Raw genomic sequence first — 23,536 nt, 5'->3', positions numbered from 1 at the left:
CGGCGTACCCTGCGGCTTATGTGCGGAATCGTGGGTTACGTGGGAGCGCAGTCGGCGCTCGATGTGGTCATTGCCGGACTCAAGCGGCTGGAGTACCGCGGCTACGACTCGGCGGGTGTCGCCGTGCTCGCCGACGGGGAACTCGCCGCCGTCAAGAAGGCCGGCAAGCTGGTCAATCTGGAGAAGGAGCTGGTCGGGCACCCGCTGCCGGCCGGTTCCACGGGACTCGGACACACCCGGTGGGCCACCCATGGGGGTCCCACCGACGTCAACGCCCACCCGCACCTCGACAACTCGGGGCGCGTGGCGGTCGTGCACAACGGGATCATCGAGAACTTCGCCGCGCTGCGGGCCGAGCTCGCCGAGCGCGGGCACCGGCTGGAGTCCGAGACCGACACCGAGGTCGTGGCGCACCTGCTGGCCGAGCGGTTCGAGGGCGCGGGCGGGGACCTGGCGGAGGCGATGCGGCAGGTCTGCCGGCTCCTCGACGGCGCCTTCACCCTGGTCGCCGTGCACGCCGACGCGCCGGACGTGGTGGTCGGCGCACGCCGGAACTCGCCCCTCGTGGTCGGCGTCGGAGAGGGCGAGAACTTCCTCGCCTCGGACGTGGCCGCCTTCATCGCGCACACCCGCTCCGCGATCGAGCTGGGCCAGGACCAGGTCGTGGAGCTGCGCCGCGACGGGGTCACGGTGACCAACTTCGACGGTACGGCCGCGGACGTGCGGGCGTACCACGTGGACTGGGACGCCTCCGCGGCCGAGAAGGGGGGCTACGACTACTTCATGCTCAAGGAGATCGCCGAGCAGCCGAAGGCGGTCGCCGACACCCTCCTGGGCCGGATCGACGCGAACGGCCTGCTGACCCTCGACGAGGTGCGCATCCCCGACTCGGTGCTGCGCGAGGTCGACAAGGTCGTGATCGTGGCGTGCGGTACGGCGTACCACGCGGGCATGATCGCGAAGCTGGCCATCGAGCACTGGACGCGCATCCCGTGCGAGACGGAGCTGGCCAGCGAGTTCCGCTACCGCGACCCGATCCTGGACCAGCGGACGCTGGTGATCGCCATCTCGCAGTCCGGCGAGACGATGGACACCCTGATGGCGCTGCGCCACGCGCGCGAGCAGGGCGCCAAGGTGCTGGCCATCTGCAATACGAACGGCTCGACGATCCCGCGCGAGTCGGACGCCGTGCTGTACACGCACGCCGGACCCGAGGTGGCCGTCGCCTCGACCAAGGCGTTCCTGACGCAGCTCGTGGCCTGCTACCTGGTCGCCCTCTACCTCGGGCAGGTCCGGGGCACGAAGTGGGGCGACGAGATCCGGTCGGTGATCCGGGAGCTGTCGGACATCGCCGCGGCGGTGGACACCGTACTGGAGACCATGGAACCGGTACGGGAACTGGCCCGGTCGCTCGCGGACAAGAACACCGTGCTGTTCCTGGGGCGGCACGTCGGCTACCCGGTGGCGCTGGAGGGTGCGCTCAAGCTCAAGGAGCTGGCGTACATGCACGCCGAGGGCTTCGCGGCGGGCGAGCTCAAGCACGGGCCGATCGCGCTCATCGAGAAGGACCTGCCGGTCGTGGTCGTCGTACCGTCGCCGCGCGGGCGCTCGGTGCTGCACGACAAGATCGTGTCCAACATCCAGGAGATCCGGGCGCGCGGGGCGCGGACCATCGTGATCGCCGAGGAGGGGGACGAGGCGGTGGTCCCGTACGCCGACCACCTGATCCGCATCCCGGCCACCCCGACGCTGCTCCAGCCGCTCGTGGCCACCGTGCCGCTGCAGGTGTTCGCGTGCGAGCTGGCGACGGCGCGCGGCAACGAGGTGGACCAGCCGCGTAACCTCGCCAAGTCGGTGACCGTGGAGTGAGCGCGGCGAACGGAGCGGGTCGCCGACAATTGAGCACCGTGGTGACCGTGGAGTAGTGGCCCAGTTGGAGCTGTTGTTGTGATTATCGGCGTCGGAATCGACGTGGCGGAGATCGAGCGGTTCGGTGCGGCGCTGGAGCGCACGCCGAGCCTGGCGGGGCGGCTGTTCCTCGACTCCGAGCTGACCCTGCCGAGCGGCGAGCGGCGCGGAACCGCCTCGCTCGCCGCCCGGTTCGCCGCCAAGGAGGCGCTCGCCAAGGCGCTCGGTGCGCCCGGCGGGCTGCTGTGGACCGACGCCGAGGTGTACGTGGAGGAGACCGGGCAGCCGCGCCTGCGGGTGTCGGGCACGGTGGAGGCGCGGGCGCTGGCCCTGGGCGTGCAGTCCTGGCACATCTCCCTCAGCCACGACGCGGGCGTCGCCTCCGCCGTGGTGATCGCCGAGGGGTAGGCGCCTTCTTCGGGCAGGCTGTTGGCATGCGTACTGCTTACAGCGTGGAGACCGTACGGGCCGCCGAGCGCGAGCTGATGGCCCGGCTGCCCGAAGGCACCCTGATGCGGCGGGCGGCGGCCGGACTGGCCGCCGTCTGCGTGCGGTTGCTGCCCCGCGTGTACGGGGCCCGCGTGGTGCTGCTGGTCGGCCCGGGGGACAACGGCGGAGACACCCTCTACGCGGGCGCGAAGCTGGCCCGGCGCGGGGCCGGGGTGACGGCCGTCGCGATGGACCCGGCCCGGGTGCACGCGGGCGGACTGGCGGCGCTGCGGGCCGCCGGCGGGCGCCTCGACGGGGCCGTGCCCGAGCGGGCCGACCTGGTGCTCGACGGGCTGGTCGGCATCGGCGGCCGGGGAGCGCTGCGGCCGGCCGCGGCCGCGCTGGTGGAGCGGATCCCGGCGGGGGCGGTGGTGGTCGCGGTGGACCTGCCGAGCGGGGTGGACGCGGACACCGGGGAGGTGGCGGGCGCGGCCGTGTCGGCGGACGTGACGGTGACCTTCGGGGCGTACAAGCCGGGGCTGCTGATCGACCCGGGGGCCTCGCGGGCGGGGGCGCTGCACCGGGTGGACATCGGGTTGGCCCTCGGGTCCTCCTTCGGGCCCTCCTTCGGGCCCCCCGGAATGGAGGCCCTGCAGCACGCCGACGTGGCGGGGCTGCTGCCGGAGCCGACGGCGTCGAGCGACAAGTACCGGCGCGGCGTGGTCGGCATCGTCGCCGGGTCCGCGCGCTACCCGGGCGCGGCGGTGCTCGCGGTGGCCGGGGCGCTGCGCGGCGGCGCGGGCGCGGTGCGCTACGTGGGGCCGCCCGCGGTGGCCGAAGCCGTGCTGGCCCGCTACCCGGAGACGCTGATCGGGCCCGGCCGGGTCCAGGCCTGGGTGGTCGGGCCCGGGCTGGGCGACGAGGGCGGCCCCGAGGTGCGGGAGGCTCTGGCGCAGCCGGTACCGGTGCTGGTGGACGCGGACGGGCTGCGCGGGCTGGACCCCGGTCAGCTGCGGGCCCGGGCGGCCCCGACCCTGCTGACCCCGCACGCGGGGGAGGCGGCGGCGCTGCTGGGGGTCTCCCGGGAGACGGTCGAGGCGGGGCGGCTGGAGGCCGTGCGGGGGCTCGCGGAGCGGTACGGGGCGGTGGCGCTGCTGAAGGGGTCGACGACCCTGATCGCCCCGGCCGGGCCCGGCCCCGTCCGGGTGAACCCGACCGGGACCCCGTGGCTGGCCACCGCCGGGAGCGGGGACGTGCTGTCCGGGCTGGCCGGGTCCCTGCTGGCGGCCGGCCTGCCGGCCGTGGACGCCGGGTCGGCGGCCGCGTACCTGCACGGCCTGGCCGCCCGCCTCACGGGTGGCCCCCTGCTGGCCCACCAGGTGGCCGAAGCCCTGCCGCGGGCCTGGCGCGAGGTCGCTCGCCGCTAGGGGGTGTGCGGCGCCGCGGCCGGGGGGCGCCGCCCCCGGACCCCCGCGCCTCGAACGCCGGCGGGGCTGGGCTTGGCCGGGGTCGGCCCGCCTGTGCGGGCGGTGGGCGTGAAGGATCGCCTCGAACGACGGCGGGGCTGGGCCTGGCCGGCGGGCGGGCCGTGCGGGCGGCGGGCCCCGCCTGTTCGGTTCGTCGGGTGGGGCTCTGAGAGACTGTGGGGGATGAACGAGACAGCCGCGCGCGTGTACGCCGAGATCGATCTTGACGCCGTCCGGGCGAACGCACGGGCCCTGCGCGAGCGGGCGCCCCGCTCCGCCCTGATGGCCGTCGTGAAGGCGGACGCCTACGGGCACGGGGCGGTGGCCTGCGCCAGGGCCGCCCAGGAGGCCGGTGCGAGCTGGCTCGGGACCGCCACGCCCGAGGAGGCCCTCGCGCTGCGCGCCGCCGGGCTCGAAGGGCCCGTCCTGTGCTGGCTGTGGACCCCCGGCGGGCCCTGGCGGGAGGCCGTCGAGGCCGGTATCGACGTGTCCGTCAGCGCGCTGTGGGCCCTCGACGAGGTACGGGAGGCCGCCCGCGCCACCGGGCTGACGGCCAGGATCCAGCTGAAGGCCGACACCGGCCTGGGCCGCAACGGCTGCCAGCCCGCCGACTGGGAGGCCCTGGTGACCGCGGCCGTCGCCGCCCAGTCCGAGGGGACCGTCCGCGTCACCGGCGTCTGGTCGCACTTCGCCTGCGCCGACGAGCCCGGGCACCCCTCCATCCAGCTCCAGCTGACCGCCTTCCGCGACATGCTCGCGTACGCGGAGAAGGAGGGCGTCGAGCCCGAGGTCCGGCACATCGCCAACTCGCCGGCCACGCTCACCCTCCCCGAGTCCCACTTCGACCTGGTCCGCTGCGGCCTGGCCCTCTACGGGGTCTCGCCCGCGCCCGAGCTCGGCACCCCCGCCCAGCTCGGCCTGCGGCCCGCGATGGCCCTCAAGGCCACCGTCGCGCTGGTCAAGACCGTGCCCGCCGGGCACGGCGTCAGCTACGGCCACCACTACGTCACCGAGCAGGAGACCAGCCTCGCGCTGATCCCCGCGGGCTACGCCGACGGCGTCCCGCGGCAGGCGTCCGGGCGCGGCCCGGTGCTCGTCGGCGGCCGCATCCGGACCGTCGCCGGGCGCGTGGCCATGGACCAGTTCGTGGTCGACCTGGAGGGGGGCCACGCACGCGCCGGCGACGAGGCCGTCATCTTCGGGGACGCGGAACGCGGTGAACCCACCGCCGAGGACTGGGCTCAAGCGGCGCACACCATCGCCTATGAGATCGTCACCCGCATCGGGGCCCGGGTCCCCCGCGTGTACGTGGGCGGCTGAGTGAGGACGGCGGCGTGAGCGAGAACTGGCGCAAGGCGGGCTGGGCCGGCGCCGCCATCGGCGTGATAGCCGCCGGAGCGGCGGCCGGGGTCGCGGTCGAACGGATCACCGTCGGCCGGGGCATGCGCATGAAGGCGCGCCTCGCCCTCGATGCGACCGGGGACTACGGATCCCTGCGCGGAGCCCCCGGCACCGCGCGGGCCGAGGACGGCACGGCGCTCTACTACGAGGTCGACGAGCTGCCCGAGGAGGGCAAGCGGCGCCGGCTGCGCCGCAAGGCCCCGGTCCGGCCGACCGTGGTGTTCTGCCACGGCTACTGCCTCGCCCAGGACTCCTGGCACTTCCAGCGCGCGGCCCTGCGCGGCGTGGTCCGCGCCGTGTACTGGGACCAGCGCAGCCACGGCCGCAGCGCGCGCGGCCTGGCCCAGGCCGACGGCGAGCCGGTCACCTTCGAACAGCTCGGCCGCGACCTGAAGGCCGTCATCGACGCGGCCGCCCCCGAGGGTCCGCTGATCCTGGTCGGTCACTCGATGGGCGGGATGACCATCATGGGACTGGCCCAGGAGTTCCCCGGCCTCGTCCGGGACCGGGTGGCCGGTGTGGCCCTGGTCGGCACCTCCAGCGGCCGGCTGGGCGAGGTCACGTACGGGCTGCCCTCCCTGGGCTTCAGCACCGTACGGCGCCTGCTGCCCGGGGTGCTCAAGGCGCTCGGCTCCCAGGTGGAACTGGTGGAGAAGGGCCGCCGGGCCACCGCCGACCTGTTCGCCGGGATGGTCAAGATGTACTCCTTCGCCTCGCGCGACGTCGATCCGGGCGTCGCCCGCTTCGCCGAGCGGCTCATCGAGGCCACGCCCATCGACGTGGTCGCCGAGTTCTACCCGGCCTTCCAGGCGCACGACAAGACGGCCGCCCTCCAGCGGTTCGCGGACGTCCCCGTCACCGTCATCGCCGGGGACCGCGACATGGTCACCCCGCCCGACCACAGCCTGGCCATCAAGGAAGCGCTGCCCTCCGCCGAGCTGGTCGTCCTGGAGACCGCCGGGCACCTGATGATGCTGGAGCACCCGGACACCGTGACCCGGCTGCTCACCGAGCTCCTCGTGCGCACCGGGACGGTGCCCGCAGCGGCTAACGTTGGCCGGCATGGAAGAAGTACCTGACACGGAAACGCACGTCACGGTCGGCTCGCCCGACGCCATGCAGGACCTCGGGCGCCGGATCGCCGGGCTGCTGCGCCCCGGCGACCTCGTCCTGCTGACCGGGGAGCTCGGCGCCGGGAAGACCACCCTGACCCGCGGCCTCGGCGAGGGCCTGGGCGTGCGCGGGGCCGTGACCTCGCCGACCTTCGTGATCGCCCGGGTCCACCCCTCGCTGACCGGCGGTCCGGCGCTGGTGCACGTGGACGCGTACCGGCTGGGCGGCGGGCTGGACGAGATGGAGGACCTGGACCTCGACGTCTCGCTGCCCGAGTCCGTCGTCGTCGTGGAGTGGGGCGACGGCAAGGTCGAGGAGCTGTCCGACGACCGGCTGCACGTGCTGATCAGCCGGGCGGTCGGCCACGAGGAGGTCCTTGACGACGTGCGCGAGGTGACGGTCCGCGGGATCGGCACCCGCTGGTCGGCCGGGGCGGGTCTGGAGAGCCTCGCGGGGGTCCTGTCGGAGTAGGCCCCACGCGTTCGCGGCGCCCGTGCGGGGCCTTCGCGGCCAGGGCGCGGTGAGAAACGTTCCGACAAGTCGTCGGGAAAATGTTGCGCGGGCGGCGGCGCGCGTGGTCACATGGTACGGAGGGCTGGTTAGGCGTACCTAAGTACGGGCTGGCCCCGGCCAGGAGGCAGCCATGTCGGCAACAGGAGCAGCGCGCGTCCCCCGCCCGTCCGCCGTATCCATGGGGGCACTGCTCGCCGCGGGCGCCGCCGCCAGCGCCGTGTCGACACCGCCCGCGCGCGAGCACGCCCCGGACCCCGATCCCGTACGGGACGGGGTGGAGGGAGCGGAGGACGCGGAGGACGGCGAAGAGGCCGCCCCGGAGTCCGAAGCGGCCTGAAACGGGGGAGCGCCTGACGGCGCAGTCCCCGTACGAGTGAACTTGGCGTGTCGCCACCGGGCCGGCCGGTCGGGCCGCGCGGTCGGCTGGAGTCGGTCCGGGTCAGTCCGGGGCAGTCAGGGTCGGGCCGGGTCAGGGAACGACGATGACCTTCGAGCCGATCGTCGCGAACGCCCACATCGCGTCCCCGTCCGCGCGCAGCATGCGGACACCGCCGGTCTTCTTGGCCGGATCGGGCGCCGGCAGGGTGTTGTCCACGCGGGCGCTGAAGCCGACCGTGATCCCGCGGGGGCTCGCGAACCGGACGACGTGCTCGATCGGCACCCCGTCCGAGCCGGTCACCGCGCCCGTACGGCCGCCCACGGTGTAATTGCCGGGCGCCGGGTGCACCGTGCTCGGCACCACCGCGAAGGACTTCGGCTCTCCGGTGGCTCCCACCAGCCACACGCGCTTGGCGCTCAGCGAGTACACGACGCGCACCCCGGTGCCGGAGCCGGCCGGGAGGGCCACCGGCTTCGCCGGGTCCGTCTTGGCGGGACCGGAGTCGCTCGGAGCGGGAACCGGGCTCTGCGCGGCGGCCTTCGGCGGGAGCGCGGGAGCGGAGGCGGAGGCCTGGTAGCCGAGGAAACCGACGACGGCGAGCGCCGTGACGGTGAGCCCGGCCACGATTCCCGAGCTGCTGCGTGCCACCTTGCTCCACCTCTCCGCATGGTCAGTCGATGCCAGTCGGATGTCAGGCGGACGATCACACCCCGACACCTGGTCCGAAGGTAGCAGCAGGGGTGCCCGCAGACCGGCCGCAAGGGCCGGGGGCCCCGGAGTCGTAGGCTGTTCGCGTGCTCTTGCTCGCTGTAGATACCGCCACGCCCGCCGTCACCGTCGCCCTGCACGACGGCGAGTCCGTCCTCGCCGAGTCGAACCAGGTCGATGCCCGCCGCCACGGGGAGCTCCTGCTGCCCTCCGTCGACAAGGTCCTCGCCGAGGCGGGGGTCACGCTCGAAGCCGTCACCGGCATCGTCGTCGGCGTCGGCCCCGGCCCCTACACGGGGCTGCGCGTCGGCCTCGTGACCGCGTCCACCTTCGCCTCCGTCCTCGGCGTGCCCGTCCACGGGCTGTGCACCCTCGACGGCCTGGCCCACGCGGCCGGCGCGGCCGGGATCGAGGGCCCCTTCGTCGTGGCCACCGACGCCCGGCGCAAGGAGGTCTACTGGGCGCGCTACGAGGACCCCCGCACCCGGGCCGGCGAGCCCGCGGTGGACCGGCCGGCCGACATCGCCGAGCGCGTCGCCGGACTGCCCGCCGTCGGACAGGGCGCGCAGCTGTACCCGGAGGTCTTCACCGACGCGCGGGCCCCCGAGCACCAGAGCGCGGCCGCGCTGGCCGCGCTGGCCGCGGAAAAGCTGGCGGCGGGGGAGGCCTTCCTGCCCCCGACCCCGCTCTACCTGCGCCGGCCCGACGCCGAGGTGCCCAAGAACTACAAGGTGGTCACCCCGCAGTGACAGCCACCTCAGCCGTCGTCCTGCGCGAGATGCGCTGGTGGGACATCGGGCCCGTGCTGGAGCTGGAGCACGAGCTGTTCCCCGAGGACGCCTGGTCCGCCGGGATGTTCTGGTCCGAGCTGGCCCACGCCCGCGGCCCCGGCGCCACGCGCCGCTACGTCGTGGCGGAGGAGGCGGGCCGGCTGGTCGGCTACGCCGGGCTGGCCGCCGCCGGGGACCTGGCCGACGTACAGACCATCGCCGCGGCCCGCGACCAGTGGGGCACCGGGCTCGGCGCCCGGCTGCTGACCGAGCTGCTGCGCGCCGCCACCGCCTTCGAGTGCGCCGAGGTGCTGCTGGAGGTGCGGGTCGACAACGTCCGGGCCCAGAAGCTCTACGCCCGCTTCGGCTTCGAGCCGATCGGCTTCCGGCGCGGCTACTACCAGCCCGGCAACGTGGACGCCCTCGTGATGCGCCGCGTCTTTGACCCCGCAGACCAGGCCGACCCGGCAGATCCGGCCGACACCGTAGATCCGGCCGACACCGTAGATCCCGACCCCGCATATCCCGTACCCCTGCAAGGTGAGACGACCCATGGCTGACGAACCGCTCGTCCTCGGCATCGAGACCTCCTGCGACGAGACCGGCGTCGGCGTCGTCCGCGGCACCACGCTGCTCGCGGACGCCATCGCGTCGAGCGTCGACGAGCACGCCCGCTTCGGCGGGGTCGTGCCCGAGGTGGCCTCCCGCGCGCACCTGGAGGCGATGGTCCCCACCATCGAGCGCGCCCTGAAGGAGGCCGGGGTCAGCGCCCGCGACCTCGACGGCATCGCCGTCACCGCCGGCCCCGGCCTCGCCGGGGCGCTGCTGGTGGGCGTCTCCGCCGCGAAGGCCTACGCGTACGCGCTGGGCAAGCCGCTGTACGGGGTGAACCACCTGGCCTCGCACATCTGCGTCGACCAGCTGGAGCACGGGCCGCTGCCCGAGCCGACGATGGCGCTGCTGGTCTCCGGCGGGCACTCCTCGCTGCTGCTGGCCCCCGACATCACCTCCGACGTACGGCCGCTCGGCGCGACCATCGACGACGCGGCGGGCGAGGCCTTCGACAAGATCGCGCGCGTCCTGCAGCTGGGCTTCCCCGGCGGTCCGGTCATCGACCGGCTCGCACGCGAGGGGGACCCGAAGGCGATCGCCTTCCCGCGCGGGCTGACGGGGCCGCGCGACGCCCCGTACGACTTCTCCTTCTCCGGGCTCAAGACCTCGGTCGCCCGCTGGATCGAGGCGAAGCGCAAGGCGGGCGAGGAGGTGCCGGTGCGCGATGTGGCGGCCTCCTTCCAGGAAGCCGTGGTGGACGTACTGACGCGCAAGGCGATCCGCGCGTGCAAGGACGAGGGCGTCGACCACCTGATGATCGGCGGCGGCGTCGCGGCCAACTCCCGGCTGCGCTCGCTGGCCCAGGAGCGGTGCGACGACGCGGGGATCATCCTGCGGGTGCCGCGGCCGGGGCTGTGCACGGACAACGGCGCGATGGTGGCGGCGCTGGGCGCGGAGATGGTCAAGCGGAACAGGGCCGCCTCGGACTGGGACCTGTCGGCGGACTCTTCGCTTCCGGTGACCGACCCGCACGTTCCCGGCCATTCCCACGGCCATTCCGACGGGGACGGCCACGGCGAAGGGCACGGTCACGGTCACGGCCATGCGCACGACCACGACCACGTGCACGAGCTGAGCAAGGACAACCTGTACTCGTGAGCACCATCGCGCTGATGTGGGAGGCCCGGTCGGTGCCCGGCCGGGCCAACGAGCTGCTGGAATGGGCCCGTTCGCAGATCCTGGCCCAAGACCCGGTGCGGCGCGAGGTGTTCAGCGCCCCACAGGACCGGGTGCTCGTCATCACCTGGTGGGAGACCCCCGAGGGGATCGGCGCGGACCTGCCCGAACTGCCGGAGCCCGCAGCTGATTTGATCACGCGGGCGGTCCATCGCTGGCGCTTCGAATCGGTGGAGGTGGGGGAGGCCGGCGGAAGCTGAGCCTCCTCCGGGAGGCCCGTCCGGGCCCGTGGCGTGCGGATCTGGTCATGCGCATGCCTCGCCGCGACCTGCCGCCGCACCTGCGCGCCTGGTTCGACGAGCACGCCGTACGGGCCGACCGCGCCCGTTTCCTGGGGGAGCTCGGGCGGCGCAGCCTTGCTGGGACTCGGCAAGGCGGGCGCGCGCCATCGGTGGGCGCTGGGGGCCTTCGGGGGAGAGGGCCGGAGCCTGCCGTCAGGGGCGGGCGGTCGGTGAGCCGATCAGCATCGAGGGGGCCCCGGCGACCCGGGTCAGGAACACCGTGGCGGAGTTCGGCCCCTGCGGCTTCACCTTCTTGCGCAGTTCCTCGGGCTCGATCGCGGAACCGCGCTTCTTCACCGTGAGGATGCCGACCCCGCGCTCGCGCATCAGCGCCTTGAGCTTCTTCAGCCCGAACGGCAGCACGTCGGTGATCTCGTACGAGGTCGCGTACGGGGTCTCGTGCAGCTCGTCGGCGGTGATGTACGCGATCGTCGGGTCGATCAGCCGCCCGCCCAGCTGCTCGGCGACCTCGGCGACGAGGTGGGCCCGGATCACGGCCCCGTCGGGCTCGTAGAGGTAGCGGCCGACCGGACCGGCCTCGGGATCGGGAAGCGGATCGGCGGTCGCCAGCGCGCGCGGACCGGGCAGCAGGGTGGCGCGGATCTCGCCCGGGGCCGTCCCGAACCACAGCACGGCCTCCTTCACGTCCCCCTGGTCGGAGATCCATTCGGCCTGCGCCTCGGCGGGCACCGCCTCGTGCGGGATCCCCGGGGCGATCTTGATGGCGGCGATCTTCGCGGCGCGGGCGGTGGCGATCGCCCAGGACAGCGGAGGCGAGTAGGACTCGGGGTCGAAGATGCGGCCCCGCCCGCCCCGGCGGGCCGGGTCGATGAAGACGGCGTCGTAGCCCGCGGTGTCGACCTCCGTCACATCGGCCTCCCGGACCTCGATCAGGTCCGCCAGCCCCAGTGCCTCGGCGTTCGCGCGCGCGACGGCGACGGTCAGCGGATCGTGGTCCACCGCCAGGACGCGGATGCCGAGCCGGGCCAGGGCCAGGGCGTCCCCGCCGATGCCGCAGCAGAGGTCCGCGAGGCTCCGTACGCCGAGGGCGGCGAGCCGCTCGGCGCGGTAGGAGGCCACCGAGGCGCGGGTGGCCATCTCCCCGCCGCCGGGGGTGAAGTACATCCGGTGGGCGTCCTCGGCCCCGAACTTCGCCACCGCGCGCTGCCGCAGCCGGGCCTGCCCGAGGGCGGCGGAGACCAGTGCGGCGGGGTGTTCGCGGCGCAGCCGGGTGGCGACGGCGAGCTCCTGGGCGGGGTCGTAGTCGCGGAGCGAGTCGAGGAGGGCGTGGCCCTCGGGGGCGAGGAGCGCGGCGAAGTCTTCGGGGGTCACGGGTCCATTGTCGGCCACGGTGGGCCACTCGGAGGAAGGTCGGATTCTCCTCGCGGTGTCGGACGGGGTGCGTGCATGGCTGGTGTAAAGATGCCCAACTATGCAGCTAGTCCGACAAACGGAACATAAGACGCAGCATGGTCACCGGGTCGCGGCAGTCGCGCGCGGCCGGTTGGGTGCGGCCGCGATGGCCGCACTGCTCCTCGCCGCACTCGGCACGGGTTGCGGAGCCGGCGGGTCCGAGGCGCCGGACAAGGCCGCCAAGGCGAAGGCCGCCGCGGGCGCCGCGGGCGAACAGGCCGGAGCGGCCGGCGCGCTCGGCACCTACGCCGAGAAGCTGAAGGCCCTCCAACAGGCGAGGATCGTGGCCGCGAAGAAGTGGGGGCTGCTCAAGCCGCCGCTCGTCGCTCCGCAAGCGCCCAAGGAGAAGCCGGAGATCAGCACCCGCGACGGCTTCGAGGTCGAGGGACAGGACGAGCTGCCCCCGGTCTTCACCACCGTCCCCACGGAGGAGAAGGTCGTCTTCCTGACGATCGACGACGGGGCCGAGAAGGACCCCGAGTTCCTGAAGATGATGCAGGAACTGAAGCTCCCGTACACCGCCTTCCTGAGCGACTACCTGGTCCGGGACAACTACCCGTACTTCAAGGAGATGCAGGCGGCGGGCGTCTCGCTGAACAACCACACGCTCAACCACCGCTACATGCCGGCGCTCTCGTACGAGAAGCAGCGCCAGGAGATCTGCGGTCAGCAGGACACGATCGAGAAGACGTTCGGCAAGCGGCCGACGCTCTTCCGGCCGCCGTACGGGAACTACAACGAGGACACGCTGCGCGCGGCCAAGTCCTGCGGGATCAAGGCCGTTCCGCTGTGGAACGAGGAGGCCTTCCCCAACCGGATGGACTGGCGGGAGTGGGACAAGGACCTGCACCCCGGAGACATCATCCTCACGCACTTCCGGGGCAAGGAAGACTGGAAGGGAAGCATGACTGACATGATCCGTCACGTCATGAAGACCGTCACGGACAAGGGGTACGCCGTGGCTCGCCTGGAGGATTACTTGTGAAGCACGCGCGCCGGTTCGTAGCCGGGACGCTGACGGCCGGCGCGCTCGCGCTGTCCCTGACGGGGTGCGGGGACAGCGTGGACCCCATCGAGAGACTGGGGCGCAAGACCACGGAGGCCAGGGCGACTCCGTCGCCCTCGGGGGCGGCCTCCCCCTCCGCGCAGGCCAAGGGATCGGCGGCCGCGGCGGACGAGGCGTACAAGAAGTGGGGCCTCAGCGGCCCCCTCCAGTACGCGCCCAAGCCGGCCGTCAAACCCCGGATCGCGCCGGCCAAGGCGGGCCGGGTCCAGGTCGTCGACCGAATACCCGTCCCGGCGGACGACAAGGTCGTCTTCCTGACCTTCGACGACGGCGCCGAGAAGAACCCCGAGTTCCTCAAGATGGCCGCGGATCTGAAACTGCCGATCAGCATGTTCCTGACGGACAACATCGCCTCGTCGGACTACGGCCACTTCGAAAAGCTCCGCGACAACGGCTCCGACAGCACGATAAACAACCACACCCTGACGCACCCGAATCTGCGGACCCTGTCCTTCGAGGCGCAGAAGAGGGAGATATGCGGGCAGCAGGACCGCCTGGAGACGCGCTTCGGCAAGCGGCCGACGCTCTTCCGCCCGCCGTACGGCAACCACAACGACGACACCCTCAGGGCCGCGCACGAGTGCGGGATATCCCAGCTTCTGCTGTGGCGCGTGTCGATGCAGATCAACAATTTCCAGTACGCCGAGGGCTCCGCCCTCAAACCGGGTGACATCATCCTGGCCCACTTCCGCGGCCCCTCCGAGCTGAAGGGCACGACGGAGACCGAGATGACGACCCGGATGCTCCGGCGGATACAGGAGCAGGGCTACCGGATCGGCCGGCTGGAGGACTACCTCTAGGGCGTGTGCCCTAAGACGGGGCGGGCTGGGTTGCGGGCTCGACCTGCGGGGTGATCGTCGTTTCCGCCGGGCCCCGGGCGTCCGCCTCGCGCTGTCTTTCCGTGCTGTCGGAGATGCGCAGCAACAGGGCGATCATGATCCAGTTGGCCAGGAGGGACGAGCCGCCCGCGGCAAGGAAGGGCAGGGCCTTGCCCGTCAGCGGGATCAGCCCCGTGACCCCGCCCGCCACGATGAAGACCTGGAGCGCGAGGGCCGACGAGAGGCCCACCGCCAGCAGCTTGCCGAACGGGTCGCGCGCGCCCAGCGCCATCCGCAGCCCGCGCTGCACGAGGAGCGCGTACAGGATCAGGACGGCCATGATCCCGGCCAGGCCGAGCTCCTCGCCCACCGTCGTCAGGATGAAGTCGCTGCGGCCGGCGAACCCGATCAGTTCGGGATGGCCCATGCCGAGGCCCGTGCCGGAGACGCCGCCCGTGCCGAAGCTGAACAGGGCCTGCGCCGACTGGTCCGAGATGACGCCCGGCGGCCGGTCCTTCCAGTAGTACGACAGCGGGTTCAGCCAGGCGGCCACACGGGCCTTGACGTGCGGTTCCGTCGTGCCCACCACGAAGGCGCCCGCCGAGGCGAGCACCAGGCCAACGACGATCCAGCTCGTGCGCTCCGTGGCCACGTAGAGCATGACCACGAAAACGCCGAAGAAGAGCAGCGAGGTGCCGAGGTCGCGCTCGAAGACCAGCACGAGCAGCGAGACGATCCACACCGTGATGAGGGGGCCGAGCTGGCGCATCGGCGGCAGCCGCATGCCCAGGAACTTGCGGCCCGACAGGGCGAGCGCATCGCGGTGGATCACCAGGTAGCCCGCGAAGAAGACCGCGATCATGATCTTCACGAACTCGCCGGGCTGGAGCGAGAGCCCGCCGATGAAGATCCAGCGCTTCGCCCCGTACTTGTCCGCGCCGAAGAACGCCGGCGCGATCAGCGCCACCAGTGCCGCGACCATCGTGATGTAGATGAACCGCTGCAGCAGCCGGTGGTCGCGCAGGAGCGCCAGCACCGCGATGCAGGCCGCGACGCCGACCACCGTCCACATCAACTGGCCCGGAGCGTTCGCCGGAGAGTTGTACCGGTCGAGGTAGCCCTGGTCGAGGCGGTGCAGCAGCACCAGCCCCAGCCCGGTCAGCAGCAGGGCCAGCGGGAAGATCAGCGGATCCGCGTACGCCGCGAACCGGCGCACGGCCAGGTGACCCACCAGCGCGAGCAGCGTCATGCTGACCACGAAGCCGGTGAGACCGGGCGGCAGCTCGTCGTTCATCGCGAGGCCCGCGCTGATGTGGCCGGAAATGGTCACGGCGAGGACGAGGACGAGCAGCAGTGCTTCCGTGCGGCGGCGCGCGCCCGCTGTGGTCAGGGGTTTCAGTCCACGCACGGGACGCCGCCGCCGTCGATGGCGGAGGTTTCGCTGCCGCTCCGGGACGGTGCGGGCGCGGGGGCCGGCGCGGAACTGCGGGGGGAGCCCGGGGCGGAGCCCTGCGGGGCGGGCGGTGTGCCCGGTGAGGAGGGAGCGGCGCCAGGCGCGCTCGGGCTCGCAGTGGCCCCGGGCCCGATCCGCTCGGCTATGAACCGCTTTATCTTCATATCATCTACGACGTTTATCTCGGCGCCGTGGTTCCTGCCGAAGTCCTCGATGGGAAGGGTCACAAACTCCACGTTGCCCCCGGACAGGTTCTTCGCCTGCTTCACGAACGACAGCAGGTCCCACCCCTCGTCGGTGACGACGTCCTGCTTCGCCGAGTCGATCAGCTTCATCAGCTTCAGCGGATCGGTGAAGGTCCCGGCCTGGTTCAGCTTGTACGTGGCCCCCGCCAGGAACGCCTGCTGCCGCTTCGTCCGGTCCAGGTCGCCCATGGTCAGGCCGTGCCGCTGCCGTACGAAGGCCAGCGACTGCTGCCCGTCGAGCGTCTGGCGTCCCGCCGGGAAGTCGGCCCCCGAGTACCTGTCCTTCACCGGCTTCTTCAGGCACACCGGTACGCCGTCCAGCGCGTCCGCGAGGTGATAGAAGCCGGCCAGGTTCAGCTCGGCGAAGTGGTCGATCGGCACGCCCAGGAAAGTGCGCACCGTCTCCAGCTCCGCCTTGCGGCCCGCCTCGCGCCCCTCGCGCTCCAGCTGCCGAGGGTCCTTGACCCCCTTGGCCGCGAGCTGCTCCTCCACCTTGGCCTTCGCCCGCCCGTAGGCCTCCTTGATCTTGGCCTTGCCGGTGAAGCCCGGCACGCCGTGCAGCTCGACGAAGTCGTCGCGCGGCACCGAGAAGGCCTTCGCCCGGCCCCCGTCGCCGGGGACGTGCAACAGGATCAGGGTGTTGGTGTTGTAGCCGCCGACGTCGGAGCTCGCGCCCGCGTGCAGCTTGTCGAGGACCGCCGGGGGAAGGTCCTCGCCGTTCTGGTCCCGGCGGCTGTCCAGGCCCATCAGCAGGATGTTCACATCGCCGTACTTCGACTTCTCGGCGCCCTCCAGGGCCTTGGAGCTGGCGATGCTGGAGGCGAGGTCGTCGTACAGGTACCAGGCGGTCGCCCCCGCGAGCACCACCAGGGCGCAGCCGGACGCCAGCAGCGCGCGCGTGAGCCTGCGGCGGCGGGACGCGGGCATCGGTGGCTTGTGTTCCCGGGTCTTCCTGCGGTGGGCGCTCATGCATCCCGATGCTGGGGGAGCGGTGCTGAAGGAAACCTGAGGGTTCTGAGGATGCCTTCAGGGCCGGGCCGCCGCCGCTGCCCCCGGACCCCGGACCCGGGACCCCGGGCCTCAAGCGCCGGCGGGGCCGAATTCGGCCGGGGCGGGCACGCGCAGCACCAGCCGGGCGCCTCCGGCGGGCGCCGGGAGCGCACGGACCTCACCGCCGTGCGCCCGCGCGATCTCCCGGGCGATGGCCAGCCCCAGGCCGGTGCCGCCACCGGCGCGGCCCCGGTCCGCGTCCAGCCGTACGAACCGCTCGAAGACCCGGTCCCGGTCGGCCTCCGGGATGCCCGGTCCGTCGTCCGTGACCTCCAGCAGCGCCCAGCCGTCCTCGGCCGAGGCCCGGACCACGACCCCGGTACGGGCGTACCGCAGGGCGTTGTCCACCAGGTTGGCCAGCGCCCGCTCCAGCCGCGCCGGATCCCCGGCGGTCGGTACGGGAGCCCGCGCGTCCAGCCGTAGCGGAACCCGGGTCCCGGGGCGCCGCGCCGCGTCCTCGGCGGCCAGCAGCGCGAGGTCCACCGGCTCGGTGCGCGGCGCGGGCCCGCCGTCGAGGCGGGCCAGCAGGAGCAGATCGGCCGCGATCGCCTGCAGCCGCTCGGTATCGGCCAGCGCGGCCGCCACCGACTCCCGGTCGGGGTCCCGCAACGCCACCTCCAGCCGGGACCGGACGGCCGCGAGGGGGTTGCGCAGCTCGTGCGAGGCGTCGGCGGTGAACTGCCGCTGCCGGGCGTCGCCGCGCTCCAGCCGGTCGAGCGTGTCGTTGACCGTCCGGGCCAGCTGCGCGATCTCGTCGGCGCCGCCCGGGTCGGGGACCCGCCGGTCCAGCTCGCTCCCGGTGACCGCCGCCAGCCCGGTGCGGATCGCGGTGACCGGGCGCAGCGCGTGGCCCGTCACCCACCAGGCCAGGGCCGCCGCGAAGACGATCAGCGGGGGCGCGCCGGCCAGCAGGCCGAGCGCGACGGCCCGGTTGGCGTCGTCCACGTCTCCGAGCACGGTCGCGGCGTAGACGGTGTGCGGGTCGTGTGCCCCCGGCGGGCCGGGTGCGTTCACGGCGACCACCACGCGCCGCTGTGCGCCGGGGCGCGCGGGCGGCAGGACGGCCGACCGCACGTCCTGGCCGGGGGCGGGGCTCAGCTCCGTGACCTCCGGGGTGTCCTTCAGGTCCCCGCTGGTGGCCACGACCGCGCCGGCCCCGTTCCGCACGAGGACCAGGTCGACCCCGCCCTCGGGCGCGGGCAGCCGGCCCCCGGGCGGCAGGCTCCCGGTGTCGTACTGGGCGGCGACCTTGCGGGCGGCGAGCTCGGTGCGGCCGGTGGTGTTCTCGATGAGGTTGGCGCGCAGCAGGGCGTAGAGCCACAGCCCGCCGGCGGCCAGGACGGCGGCCATCGCGAGGGCGGCGGCCGCGGCGGCGCGGGAGCGGAGGCTGCCGAGGCGGCGGGGCCGGGGCTTCGACCGCGGCTCAGCCACCGTCCGGGGCCATCCGGTAGCCGGTGCCGTGCACGGTGAGGATCGAGCGGCGGCCGAAGGGGGCGTCGATCTTCCGGCGGAGCGAGGAGACGTAGACCTCGACGATGTTCGGGTCGATGCCGTGCGGGGTGTCCCAGACCTCGTCGAGGATGTCCTGCTTGGCGACGGCCAGGCCGGGCTGCTCCATCAGGCAGCCCAGGACGCCGAGCTCGCGGGCGGTCAGCTCGATCTCGTGCGTGCCGCGGCGGCAGCGGCGGCCGCGGGGATCCAGGACCAGGTCGCCGGCCTGCAGGACGCCGGTCCGGGCGGTGTCGCCGGCGGTGGCGCGGCGGGTGAGGGCGCGGAGCCTGGCGGCGAGGACGACGAAGGAGAACGGCTTCGTCAGATAGTCGTCCGCACCCGAGTCCAGGCCCTCGGCCTCGTCGTACTCGCCGTCCTTGGCGGTCAGCATCAGCACCGGGGTGGCGACGCCGTGGGACCGCATCCGGGTGCAGATCTCGTAGCCCGAGAGGCCGGGGAGCATCAGGTCGAGGAGGACCACGTCGTACGGGCCTCCGGTGAGGGCCAGGTCCAGGCCGTGGTGGCCGTCGTGGGCCAGATCGACCCAGTGGCCGTCGGCGGAGAGGCCGCGCCGCAGTGAATCGGCGAGGCTGACTTCGTCTTCGACGACCAGGATCCGCATGCCCCAAGCCTCACATACCGGGCTTTCCTCCCTTGACGCGCCGCTCGCGCGGTGCGCTCCTGGCGGGCCTCACCGGCTTCGCGCCTCCGTCCGGAGGCGGCCCGTCGGTGTTGGCCGCCGCCCGGCGTGGGGCCCGGTGGGCGGGTGCGGCTGGGTCGGCCCTGCGGGGCGAAGTCCCCGACCCGCCCTTCCACCGTTCCCAGGGCCGGCCCTGCCCCGGTCCTCAAACGCCGGACGGGCTACAAGCGGGGCCCCGGGCTGCGCCCGGACCCCTGGGGCTCCGCCCCAGACCCCGGTCCTCAAACGCCGGACGGCTGAATTGGCGCAGCCCGGTCCGGAAGGAGTCCCCAAGCTGCGCCCAGCCCCCTGGGGCTCCGCCCCAGACCCCGCGCCTCAAACGCCGGCGAGGCTGAATTCGGCGGCCCGGGTCGGGGACGGGGGCGGGGTGGGGTGTCGGCCTGGACGTAGAGCGTGATTTGTGGCGCTGGTGCATGTCGCGCCCTGTCGGAGTTGAGGAGGGGGCGCCTAAATCATGCAGTCCAGGCCGACACCCCACCCCGACCCCGGCACCGACCCACCCCGCGCAGCCAGGCAGACGCCGACCACACCCCAGCCCCGCCGGCGTTTGAGGCGCAGGGGCCCGGGGACTGGTCCCCGGGAACGGCGCCGCACGAGGGGCGGATCCAGGCGGCCCCGGCTGCGAAACCAGCGGCGCGTATTGGCACTCCGCTTGACCGAGTGCTAATCCCCGGAATAGTCTCGCGTCTGGCACTCACCCCTGGCGAGTGCCAACACAGCGACAGGCAGATCCGGCACCCGCGACGACGGATCGACCTGGTCGCCACCTCAGACAATTAACCCCGGATCTCCGAAGCGGAAGGTCAGATCGTGACGACCACCAGCTCCAAGGTTGCCATCAAGCCGCTCGAGGACCGCATTGTGGTCCAGCCGCTCGACGCCGAGCAGACCACGGCCTCTGGCCTGGTCATCCCGGACACCGCGAAGGAGAAGCCCCAGGAGGGCGTCGTCCTCGCCGTGGGTCCGGGTCGCTTCGAGGACGGCCAGCGTCTCCCGCTGGACGTCACCGTCGGCGACGTCGTCCTGTACTCCAAGTACGGCGGCACCGAAGTGAAGTACAACGGCGAGGAGTACCTCGTCCTCTCGGCCCGCGACGTGCTCGCGATCGTCGAGAAGTAATCACTTCTGCAGTTTTGCTTTGAGCTACGCCCCTGGTCACCCCTGCTGATGCCGGGCGGCGAGGGGCGTAGTTCGTGTCTGACAGGCGGTCGCGGTGAGCGGCCGGGGATAGCAACGAGAGGGCTGAACCGCTCCCATGCCGAAGATTCTCAAGTTTGACGAGGACGCCCGTCGCGCCCTTGAGCGTGGCGTCAACAAGCTTGCCGACACCGTGAAGGTGACGATCGGTCCCAAGGGCCGCAACGTCGTCATCGACAAGAAGTTCGGCGCTCCGACCATCACGAACGACGGCGTCACCATCGCCCGTGAGGTCGAGCTCGACGACCCGTACGAGAACCTTGGCGCGCAGCTCGTCAAGGAGGTCGCGACCAAGACCAACGACGTCGCGGGTGACGGCACCACCACCGCCACCGTCCTGGCGCAGGCGCTGGTCCGCGAGGGTCTGCGCAACGTCGCCGCGGGTGCTTCCCCGGCCGCCCTGAAGAAGGGCATCGACGCCGCGGTCAAGGCCGTCTCCGACGAGCTCCTGGCGACCGCCCGTCCGATCGAGGACAAGTCCGACATCGCTGCCGTGGCCGCGCTCTCCGCGCAGGACCAGCAGGTCGGTGACCTCATCGCCGAGGCGATGGACAAGGTCGGCAAGGACGGTGTCATCACCGTCGAGGAGTCCAACGCCTTCGGCCTGGAGCTGGAGTTCACCGAGGGCATGGCCTTCGACAAGGGCTACCTGTCCCCGTACATGGTCTCCGACCAGGAGCGTATGGAGGCCATCCTCGATGACCCGTACATCCTGATCAACCAGGGCAAGATCTCCTCGATCCAGGACCTCCTGCCGCTGCTGGAGAAGGTCATCCAGGCCGGCGCCTCCAAGCCGCTCCTGATCATCGCCGAGGACGTCGAGGGCGAGGCGCTCTCCACCCTCGTCGTCAACAAGATCCGTGGCACCTTCAACGCCGTCGCCGTCAAGGCGCCCGGCTTCGGTGACCGCCGCAAGGCGATGCTGCAGGACATGGCCACCCTCACCGGTGCCACCGTCATCGCCGAGGAGGTCGGCCTCAAGCTCGACCAGGCCGGTCTGGACGTACTGGGCTCCGCCCGCCGCGTCACGATCTCCAAGGACAACACCACCATCGTCGACGGTGGCGGCTCCTCCGACGAGGTCCTCGGCCGCGTCAACCAGATCAAGGCCGAGATCGAGTCGACCGACTCGGACTGGGACCGCGAGAAGCTGCAGGAGCGCCTGGCGAAGCTCGCCGGCGGCGTCTGCGTCATCAAGGTCGGCGCCGCCACCGAGGTGGAGCTCAAGGAGAAGAAGCACCGTCTCGAGGACGCCATCTCGGCGACCCGCGCCGCGGTCGAGGAGGGCATCGTCTCCGGCGGTGGCTCCGCTCTCGTCCACGCCGTGAAGGTGCTGGAAGGCAACCTCGGCCTGTCGGGCGACGAGGCCACCGGTGTCGCGGTCGTGCGCCGCGCCGCCGTCGAGCCGCTGCGCTGGATCGCGGAGAACGCCGGCCTCGAGGGCTACGTCATCACCGCGAAGGTCGCCGAGCTCGAAAAGGGCCAGGGCTTCAACGCCGCCACCGGCGAGTACGGCGACCTGGTCAAGGCCGGCGTCATCGACCCGGTCAAGGTCACCCGCTCCGCGCTGGAGAACGCCGCTTCCATCGCGTCGCTGCTGCTCACGACCGAGACCCTGGTCGTCGAGAAGCCGGCCGAGGACGAGGGCGACGCCGGTCACGGCCACGGTGGCCACGGCCACAGCCACTGACCTCGTCAGTAAGCACGGGTAAACACGGCAAAGCCCCGGTCACCGCTGCCAAGCGGTGGTGACCGGGGCTTTCCCGTCTGCTTCTCCGTCTGCTATCCGGGCATCATGCCCATCTGGCGCATCAGCCCCGGTGCGTCGTAGTACCACCAGTCCTCGGCGATCTGGCCGTTCTCGATCCGGCAGGTCGTACAACCCGACATGGTGAATTCCTTGCCCGTCGGCGCGACCCCCATGAACTCGCCCTTGTGGGTGCCCTTCCAGTCCCACAGGGTGGTGACGCAGTCGCCTTCGGCGATCTGGCGCGTCATGTCGAAGGTCATGTCGAAGGCGCCCCGCCACATGCCGACGGTCTTGCGGATGCCCTCGCGCCCGTTGCCCTCTCCGGCGCTCTCCATGATGTCGTGAGTGACGTAGTCGGCCGCGATGCATTCTTCGATGGCGTCGAAGTTGCCCTTGCCCACGACCTCTTCGAGGAAGCGGTTCACGACGAGCTTGTTGAGGTACTCGTCGCGGACCACGTCGAGGTTCATGAACTTCGGCATTCCGTCGCAGAGCGCCACCATCTCCTGGAACATCCGGTCGGTTTCCGGGAGTTGAGAGTTCCTCATGGCCTCTTCGTACGAGGGGAATTCGACGAGGTCCACGTAGTGGGTCTTGGAGTCGCGGTCCTTGCCGATGAGGGTGTGGGTGACCGTGCGCTTGCCGGCGGTCTGCTCGGCATAGCGGTCGATGAGACTGTTCATCTCGTCGAAGCGCTTGGTCTCGTAGTCGATCACTTGTACGAATGTCATCGCGTCGCCTCCCGCGCTGGATGGGACACATCCAGTCTAGGGAGATTTCACCCATATGCCGCGTTTACTCACAGGTCACCACGGGCGGGGCTACTGCGGCCCGTACTTGCGCCCGGTGCGCGAGGACATCCCGCCCAGCAGCCCGCGAGGGGTCAGCTTCACCACGCCCATCAGCGCCTTGTACCGCGGGTCCGGGATCGACACCGTCTTGCCCCGGGCCAGATCGGCCAGCGCCGCCGCCACCAGCTTGTCGGCGTCGAGCCACATCCAGCCCGGGATGTTGTCCGTGCCCATGCCGGCCCGCTCGTGGAACTCGGTCCGTACGAAGCCCGGGCACAGCGCCATCAGCCGTACGCCCGAGCCGGTCAGGTCCTTGGCCGCGCCCTGGGTGAACTGCACGACCCAGGCCTTGCTCGCCCCGTAGGTGCCGCGCGGCAGGAAGGCGGCCACCGAGGCCACGTTGATCACGCCGCCGCGCCCGCGCGAGCGCATCGGCTCCACGGCCGCCGAGGTCAGCCGCAGCACGGCCTCGATGTGGACCTTCAGCATGGTCAGCTCGTCGGCCATGGAGACTTCCAGGTAGCGGCCCTTGTTGCCGAAGCCCGCGTTGTTCACCAGCAGGTCGACCGGGTGCTTGGGGTCGGCGAGGCGCTCCTCGACCGCCGCGATGCCCTCCTCGGTGGAGAGGTCGGCGGCCAGCACCTCCGCTTCGATCCCGTGCCGGTCGTGCAGCTCGGTGGCCTGCTCGCCGAGCCGCTTCGTGTCCCGGGCCACCAGGACGAGGTTGTGCCCCTGGGCGGCGAGCCGCCGGGCGAAGGCGGCGCCGATGCCCGCCGTGGATCCCGTAATCAACGCAGTCGTCATAG

23 protein-coding genes are annotated in these 23,536 nt (G+C 72.3%); 15 read left to right on the top strand and 8 right to left on the bottom strand.

What is annotated here, in order from left to right:
- The first annotated feature begins 18 nt into the window (after positions 1-18).
- The 7 genes from glmS to OHA37_RS14875 all read left to right on the top strand — a co-directional run bounded on the left by glmS (position 19) and on the right by OHA37_RS14875 (position 7,167).
- The gene (glmS, locus tag OHA37_RS14905; RefSeq protein WP_266905433.1) at positions 19-1,869 is read left to right on the top strand and encodes a glutamine--fructose-6-phosphate transaminase (isomerizing); all 1,851 of its coding nucleotides are present in this window, start codon (positions 19-21) and stop codon (positions 1,867-1,869) included.
- Positions 1,870-1,947: 78 nt separating this feature from the next.
- Positions 1,948-2,316, top strand: a complete 369-nt coding sequence (locus OHA37_RS14900; protein ID WP_266905431.1) for a holo-ACP synthase — start codon at positions 1,948-1,950, stop codon at positions 2,314-2,316.
- 26 nt (positions 2,317-2,342) lie between these two features.
- Positions 2,343-3,764: an NAD(P)H-hydrate dehydratase gene (locus OHA37_RS14895; RefSeq protein WP_266905429.1), complete on the top strand. Its 1,422-nt coding sequence runs from the start codon at positions 2,343-2,345 to the stop codon at positions 3,762-3,764.
- Between the two features lie 222 nt (positions 3,765-3,986).
- Entirely contained in the window at positions 3,987-5,123 is a 1,137-nt protein-coding gene (alr, locus tag OHA37_RS14890) for an alanine racemase (RefSeq protein ID WP_266905427.1), read from the top strand.
- Between the two features lie 14 nt (positions 5,124-5,137).
- Positions 5,138-6,283, top strand: a complete 1,146-nt coding sequence (locus OHA37_RS14885) for an alpha/beta fold hydrolase (protein ID WP_266905425.1) — start codon at positions 5,138-5,140, stop codon at positions 6,281-6,283.
- Positions 6,267-6,788, top strand: a complete 522-nt coding sequence (tsaE, locus tag OHA37_RS14880) for a tRNA (adenosine(37)-N6)-threonylcarbamoyltransferase complex ATPase subunit type 1 TsaE (protein WP_266905423.1) — start codon at positions 6,267-6,269, stop codon at positions 6,786-6,788. Before OHA37_RS14885 ends, tsaE begins: the two co-directional genes overlap by 17 nt.
- 172 nt (positions 6,789-6,960) lie before the next feature.
- Complete coding sequence (locus OHA37_RS14875; RefSeq protein ID WP_266905421.1) at positions 6,961-7,167, top strand: hypothetical protein; 207 nt, start codon at positions 6,961-6,963, stop codon at positions 7,165-7,167.
- Positions 7,168-7,299: 132 nt separating this feature from the next.
- Here the strand turns inward: OHA37_RS14875 and OHA37_RS14870 are convergent, their stop codons facing one another.
- Entirely contained in the window at positions 7,300-7,857 is a 558-nt protein-coding gene (locus tag OHA37_RS14870) for a hypothetical protein (RefSeq protein ID WP_266905419.1), read from the bottom strand.
- Between the two features lie 146 nt (positions 7,858-8,003).
- On the opposite strand from OHA37_RS14870, the gene tsaB reads away from it, so the two are divergent.
- The 4 genes from tsaB to OHA37_RS14850 are packed head-to-tail and all read left to right on the top strand — an operon-like array spanning position 8,004 to position 10,675.
- Positions 8,004-8,666 carry a tRNA (adenosine(37)-N6)-threonylcarbamoyltransferase complex dimerization subunit type 1 TsaB gene (gene tsaB, locus OHA37_RS14865; protein ID WP_266905417.1) on the top strand — a complete coding sequence of 221 codons (663 nt, stop codon included), beginning with the start codon at positions 8,004-8,006 and terminating at the stop codon, positions 8,664-8,666.
- 29 nt (positions 8,667-8,695) lie between these two features.
- On the top strand, positions 8,696-9,247 hold the full coding sequence (gene rimI, locus OHA37_RS14860; RefSeq protein ID WP_266912802.1) for a ribosomal protein S18-alanine N-acetyltransferase: 552 nt from the start codon (positions 8,696-8,698) through the stop codon (positions 9,245-9,247).
- Complete coding sequence (gene tsaD, locus OHA37_RS14855; protein WP_266905415.1) at positions 9,240-10,397, top strand: tRNA (adenosine(37)-N6)-threonylcarbamoyltransferase complex transferase subunit TsaD; 1,158 nt, start codon at positions 9,240-9,242, stop codon at positions 10,395-10,397. Before rimI ends, tsaD begins: the two co-directional genes overlap by 8 nt.
- Positions 10,394-10,675 (top strand): hypothetical protein, encoded by a 282-nt coding sequence (locus OHA37_RS14850; RefSeq protein WP_266905413.1) that lies wholly within the window; start codon positions 10,394-10,396, stop codon positions 10,673-10,675. The genes tsaD and OHA37_RS14850 overlap by 4 nt, the downstream gene beginning before the upstream one ends.
- A 234-nt stretch (positions 10,676-10,909) precedes the next feature.
- Here the strand turns inward: OHA37_RS14850 and OHA37_RS14845 are convergent, their stop codons facing one another.
- Positions 10,910-12,088 (bottom strand): class I SAM-dependent methyltransferase, encoded by a 1,179-nt coding sequence (locus tag OHA37_RS14845; RefSeq protein WP_266905411.1) that lies wholly within the window; start codon positions 12,086-12,088, stop codon positions 10,910-10,912.
- A gap of 100 nt (positions 12,089-12,188) precedes the next feature.
- On the opposite strand from OHA37_RS14845, the gene OHA37_RS14840 reads away from it, so the two are divergent.
- Both OHA37_RS14840 and OHA37_RS14835 read left to right on the top strand, forming a co-directional pair.
- The gene (locus tag OHA37_RS14840) at positions 12,189-13,154 is read left to right on the top strand and encodes a polysaccharide deacetylase family protein (protein ID WP_443046166.1); all 966 of its coding nucleotides are present in this window, start codon (positions 12,189-12,191) and stop codon (positions 13,152-13,154) included.
- Positions 13,151-14,035 carry a polysaccharide deacetylase family protein gene (locus OHA37_RS14835; protein ID WP_266905407.1) on the top strand — a complete coding sequence of 295 codons (885 nt, stop codon included), beginning with the start codon at positions 13,151-13,153 and terminating at the stop codon, positions 14,033-14,035. The genes OHA37_RS14840 and OHA37_RS14835 overlap by 4 nt, the downstream gene beginning before the upstream one ends.
- Positions 14,036-14,045: 10 nt before the next feature.
- Here the strand turns inward: OHA37_RS14835 and OHA37_RS14830 are convergent, their stop codons facing one another.
- The 4 genes from OHA37_RS14830 to OHA37_RS14815 all read right to left on the bottom strand — a co-directional run bounded on the left by OHA37_RS14830 (position 14,046) and on the right by OHA37_RS14815 (position 18,914).
- Entirely contained in the window at positions 14,046-15,461 is a 1,416-nt protein-coding gene (locus tag OHA37_RS14830; RefSeq protein ID WP_266905405.1) for an FtsW/RodA/SpoVE family cell cycle protein, read from the bottom strand.
- Positions 15,449-16,678 carry an LCP family protein gene (locus OHA37_RS14825; RefSeq protein WP_266905403.1) on the bottom strand — a complete coding sequence of 410 codons (1,230 nt, stop codon included), beginning with the start codon at positions 16,676-16,678 and terminating at the stop codon, positions 15,449-15,451. Before OHA37_RS14825 ends, OHA37_RS14830 begins: the two co-directional genes overlap by 13 nt.
- Positions 16,679-16,831: 153 nt before the next feature.
- Complete coding sequence (locus OHA37_RS14820; protein WP_266905401.1) at positions 16,832-18,232, bottom strand: sensor histidine kinase; 1,401 nt, start codon at positions 18,230-18,232, stop codon at positions 16,832-16,834.
- Positions 18,225-18,914, bottom strand: a complete 690-nt coding sequence (locus OHA37_RS14815) for a response regulator transcription factor (RefSeq protein ID WP_266905399.1) — start codon at positions 18,912-18,914, stop codon at positions 18,225-18,227. The genes OHA37_RS14820 and OHA37_RS14815 overlap by 8 nt, the downstream gene beginning before the upstream one ends.
- A gap of 888 nt (positions 18,915-19,802) precedes the next feature.
- Between OHA37_RS14815 and groES the strand changes: the two genes are divergently transcribed.
- Both groES and groL read left to right on the top strand, forming a co-directional pair.
- On the top strand, positions 19,803-20,111 hold the full coding sequence (gene groES, locus OHA37_RS14810) for a co-chaperone GroES (protein ID WP_008739621.1): 309 nt from the start codon (positions 19,803-19,805) through the stop codon (positions 20,109-20,111).
- 136 nt (positions 20,112-20,247) lie between these two features.
- Positions 20,248-21,879, top strand: a complete 1,632-nt coding sequence (gene groL / locus OHA37_RS14805; protein WP_266905397.1) for a chaperonin GroEL — start codon at positions 20,248-20,250, stop codon at positions 21,877-21,879.
- A gap of 92 nt (positions 21,880-21,971) precedes the next feature.
- Here groL and OHA37_RS14800 read toward each other — a convergent pair whose 3' ends face one another.
- Together OHA37_RS14800 and OHA37_RS14795 are read right to left on the bottom strand one after the other, a co-directional pair.
- A complete protein-coding gene (locus OHA37_RS14800; RefSeq protein WP_266905395.1) occupies positions 21,972-22,670 on the bottom strand; it encodes an ester cyclase in 699 nt (232 codons plus the stop codon).
- A 90-nt stretch (positions 22,671-22,760) separates the two neighbouring features.
- A complete protein-coding gene (locus OHA37_RS14795; RefSeq protein ID WP_266905393.1) occupies positions 22,761-23,534 on the bottom strand; it encodes an SDR family NAD(P)-dependent oxidoreductase in 774 nt (257 codons plus the stop codon).
- Positions 23,535-23,536: the final 2 nt, after the last annotated feature.

Origin of the sequence: Streptomyces sp. NBC_00335 (assembly GCF_036127095.1) — a bacterium.
Classification (GTDB): Bacteria; Actinomycetota; Actinomycetes; order Streptomycetales; family Streptomycetaceae; genus Streptomyces.
Note: the sequence above shows the minus strand (reverse complement) of the source record. Positions and strands in the feature narration are given on the sequence as shown.

Excerpts from the sequence above, each read along its gene's own strand:
- glmS (WP_266905433.1), top strand. The coding sequence starts at position 19 with ATGTGCGGAATCGTGGGTTACGTGGGAGCGCAGTCGGCGCTCGATGTG.
- OHA37_RS14895 (WP_266905429.1), top strand. The coding sequence starts at position 2,343 with ATGCGTACTGCTTACAGCGTGGAGACCGTACGGGCCGCCGAGCGCGAG.
- alr (WP_266905427.1), top strand. The coding sequence starts at position 3,987 with ATGAACGAGACAGCCGCGCGCGTGTACGCCGAGATCGATCTTGACGCC.
- tsaE (WP_266905423.1), top strand. The coding sequence starts at position 6,267 with ATGGAAGAAGTACCTGACACGGAAACGCACGTCACGGTCGGCTCGCCC.
- OHA37_RS14875 (WP_266905421.1), top strand. The coding sequence starts at position 6,961 with ATGTCGGCAACAGGAGCAGCGCGCGTCCCCCGCCCGTCCGCCGTATCC.
- rimI (WP_266912802.1), top strand. The coding sequence starts at position 8,696 with ATGCGCTGGTGGGACATCGGGCCCGTGCTGGAGCTGGAGCACGAGCTG.
- tsaD (WP_266905415.1), top strand. The coding sequence starts at position 9,240 with ATGGCTGACGAACCGCTCGTCCTCGGCATCGAGACCTCCTGCGACGAG.
- OHA37_RS14840 (WP_443046166.1), top strand. The coding sequence starts at position 12,189 with ATGCAGCTAGTCCGACAAACGGAACATAAGACGCAGCATGGTCACCGG.
- OHA37_RS14825 (WP_266905403.1), bottom strand. The coding sequence starts at position 16,678 with ATGCCCGCGTCCCGCCGCCGCAGGCTCACGCGCGCGCTGCTGGCGTCC.
- OHA37_RS14815 (WP_266905399.1), bottom strand. The coding sequence starts at position 18,914 with ATGCGGATCCTGGTCGTCGAAGACGAAGTCAGCCTCGCCGATTCACTG.
- groL (WP_266905397.1), top strand. The coding sequence starts at position 20,248 with ATGCCGAAGATTCTCAAGTTTGACGAGGACGCCCGTCGCGCCCTTGAG.
- OHA37_RS14800 (WP_266905395.1), bottom strand. The coding sequence starts at position 22,670 with ATGACATTCGTACAAGTGATCGACTACGAGACCAAGCGCTTCGACGAG.
- OHA37_RS14795 (WP_266905393.1), bottom strand. The coding sequence starts at position 23,534 with ATGACGACTGCGTTGATTACGGGATCCACGGCGGGCATCGGCGCCGCC.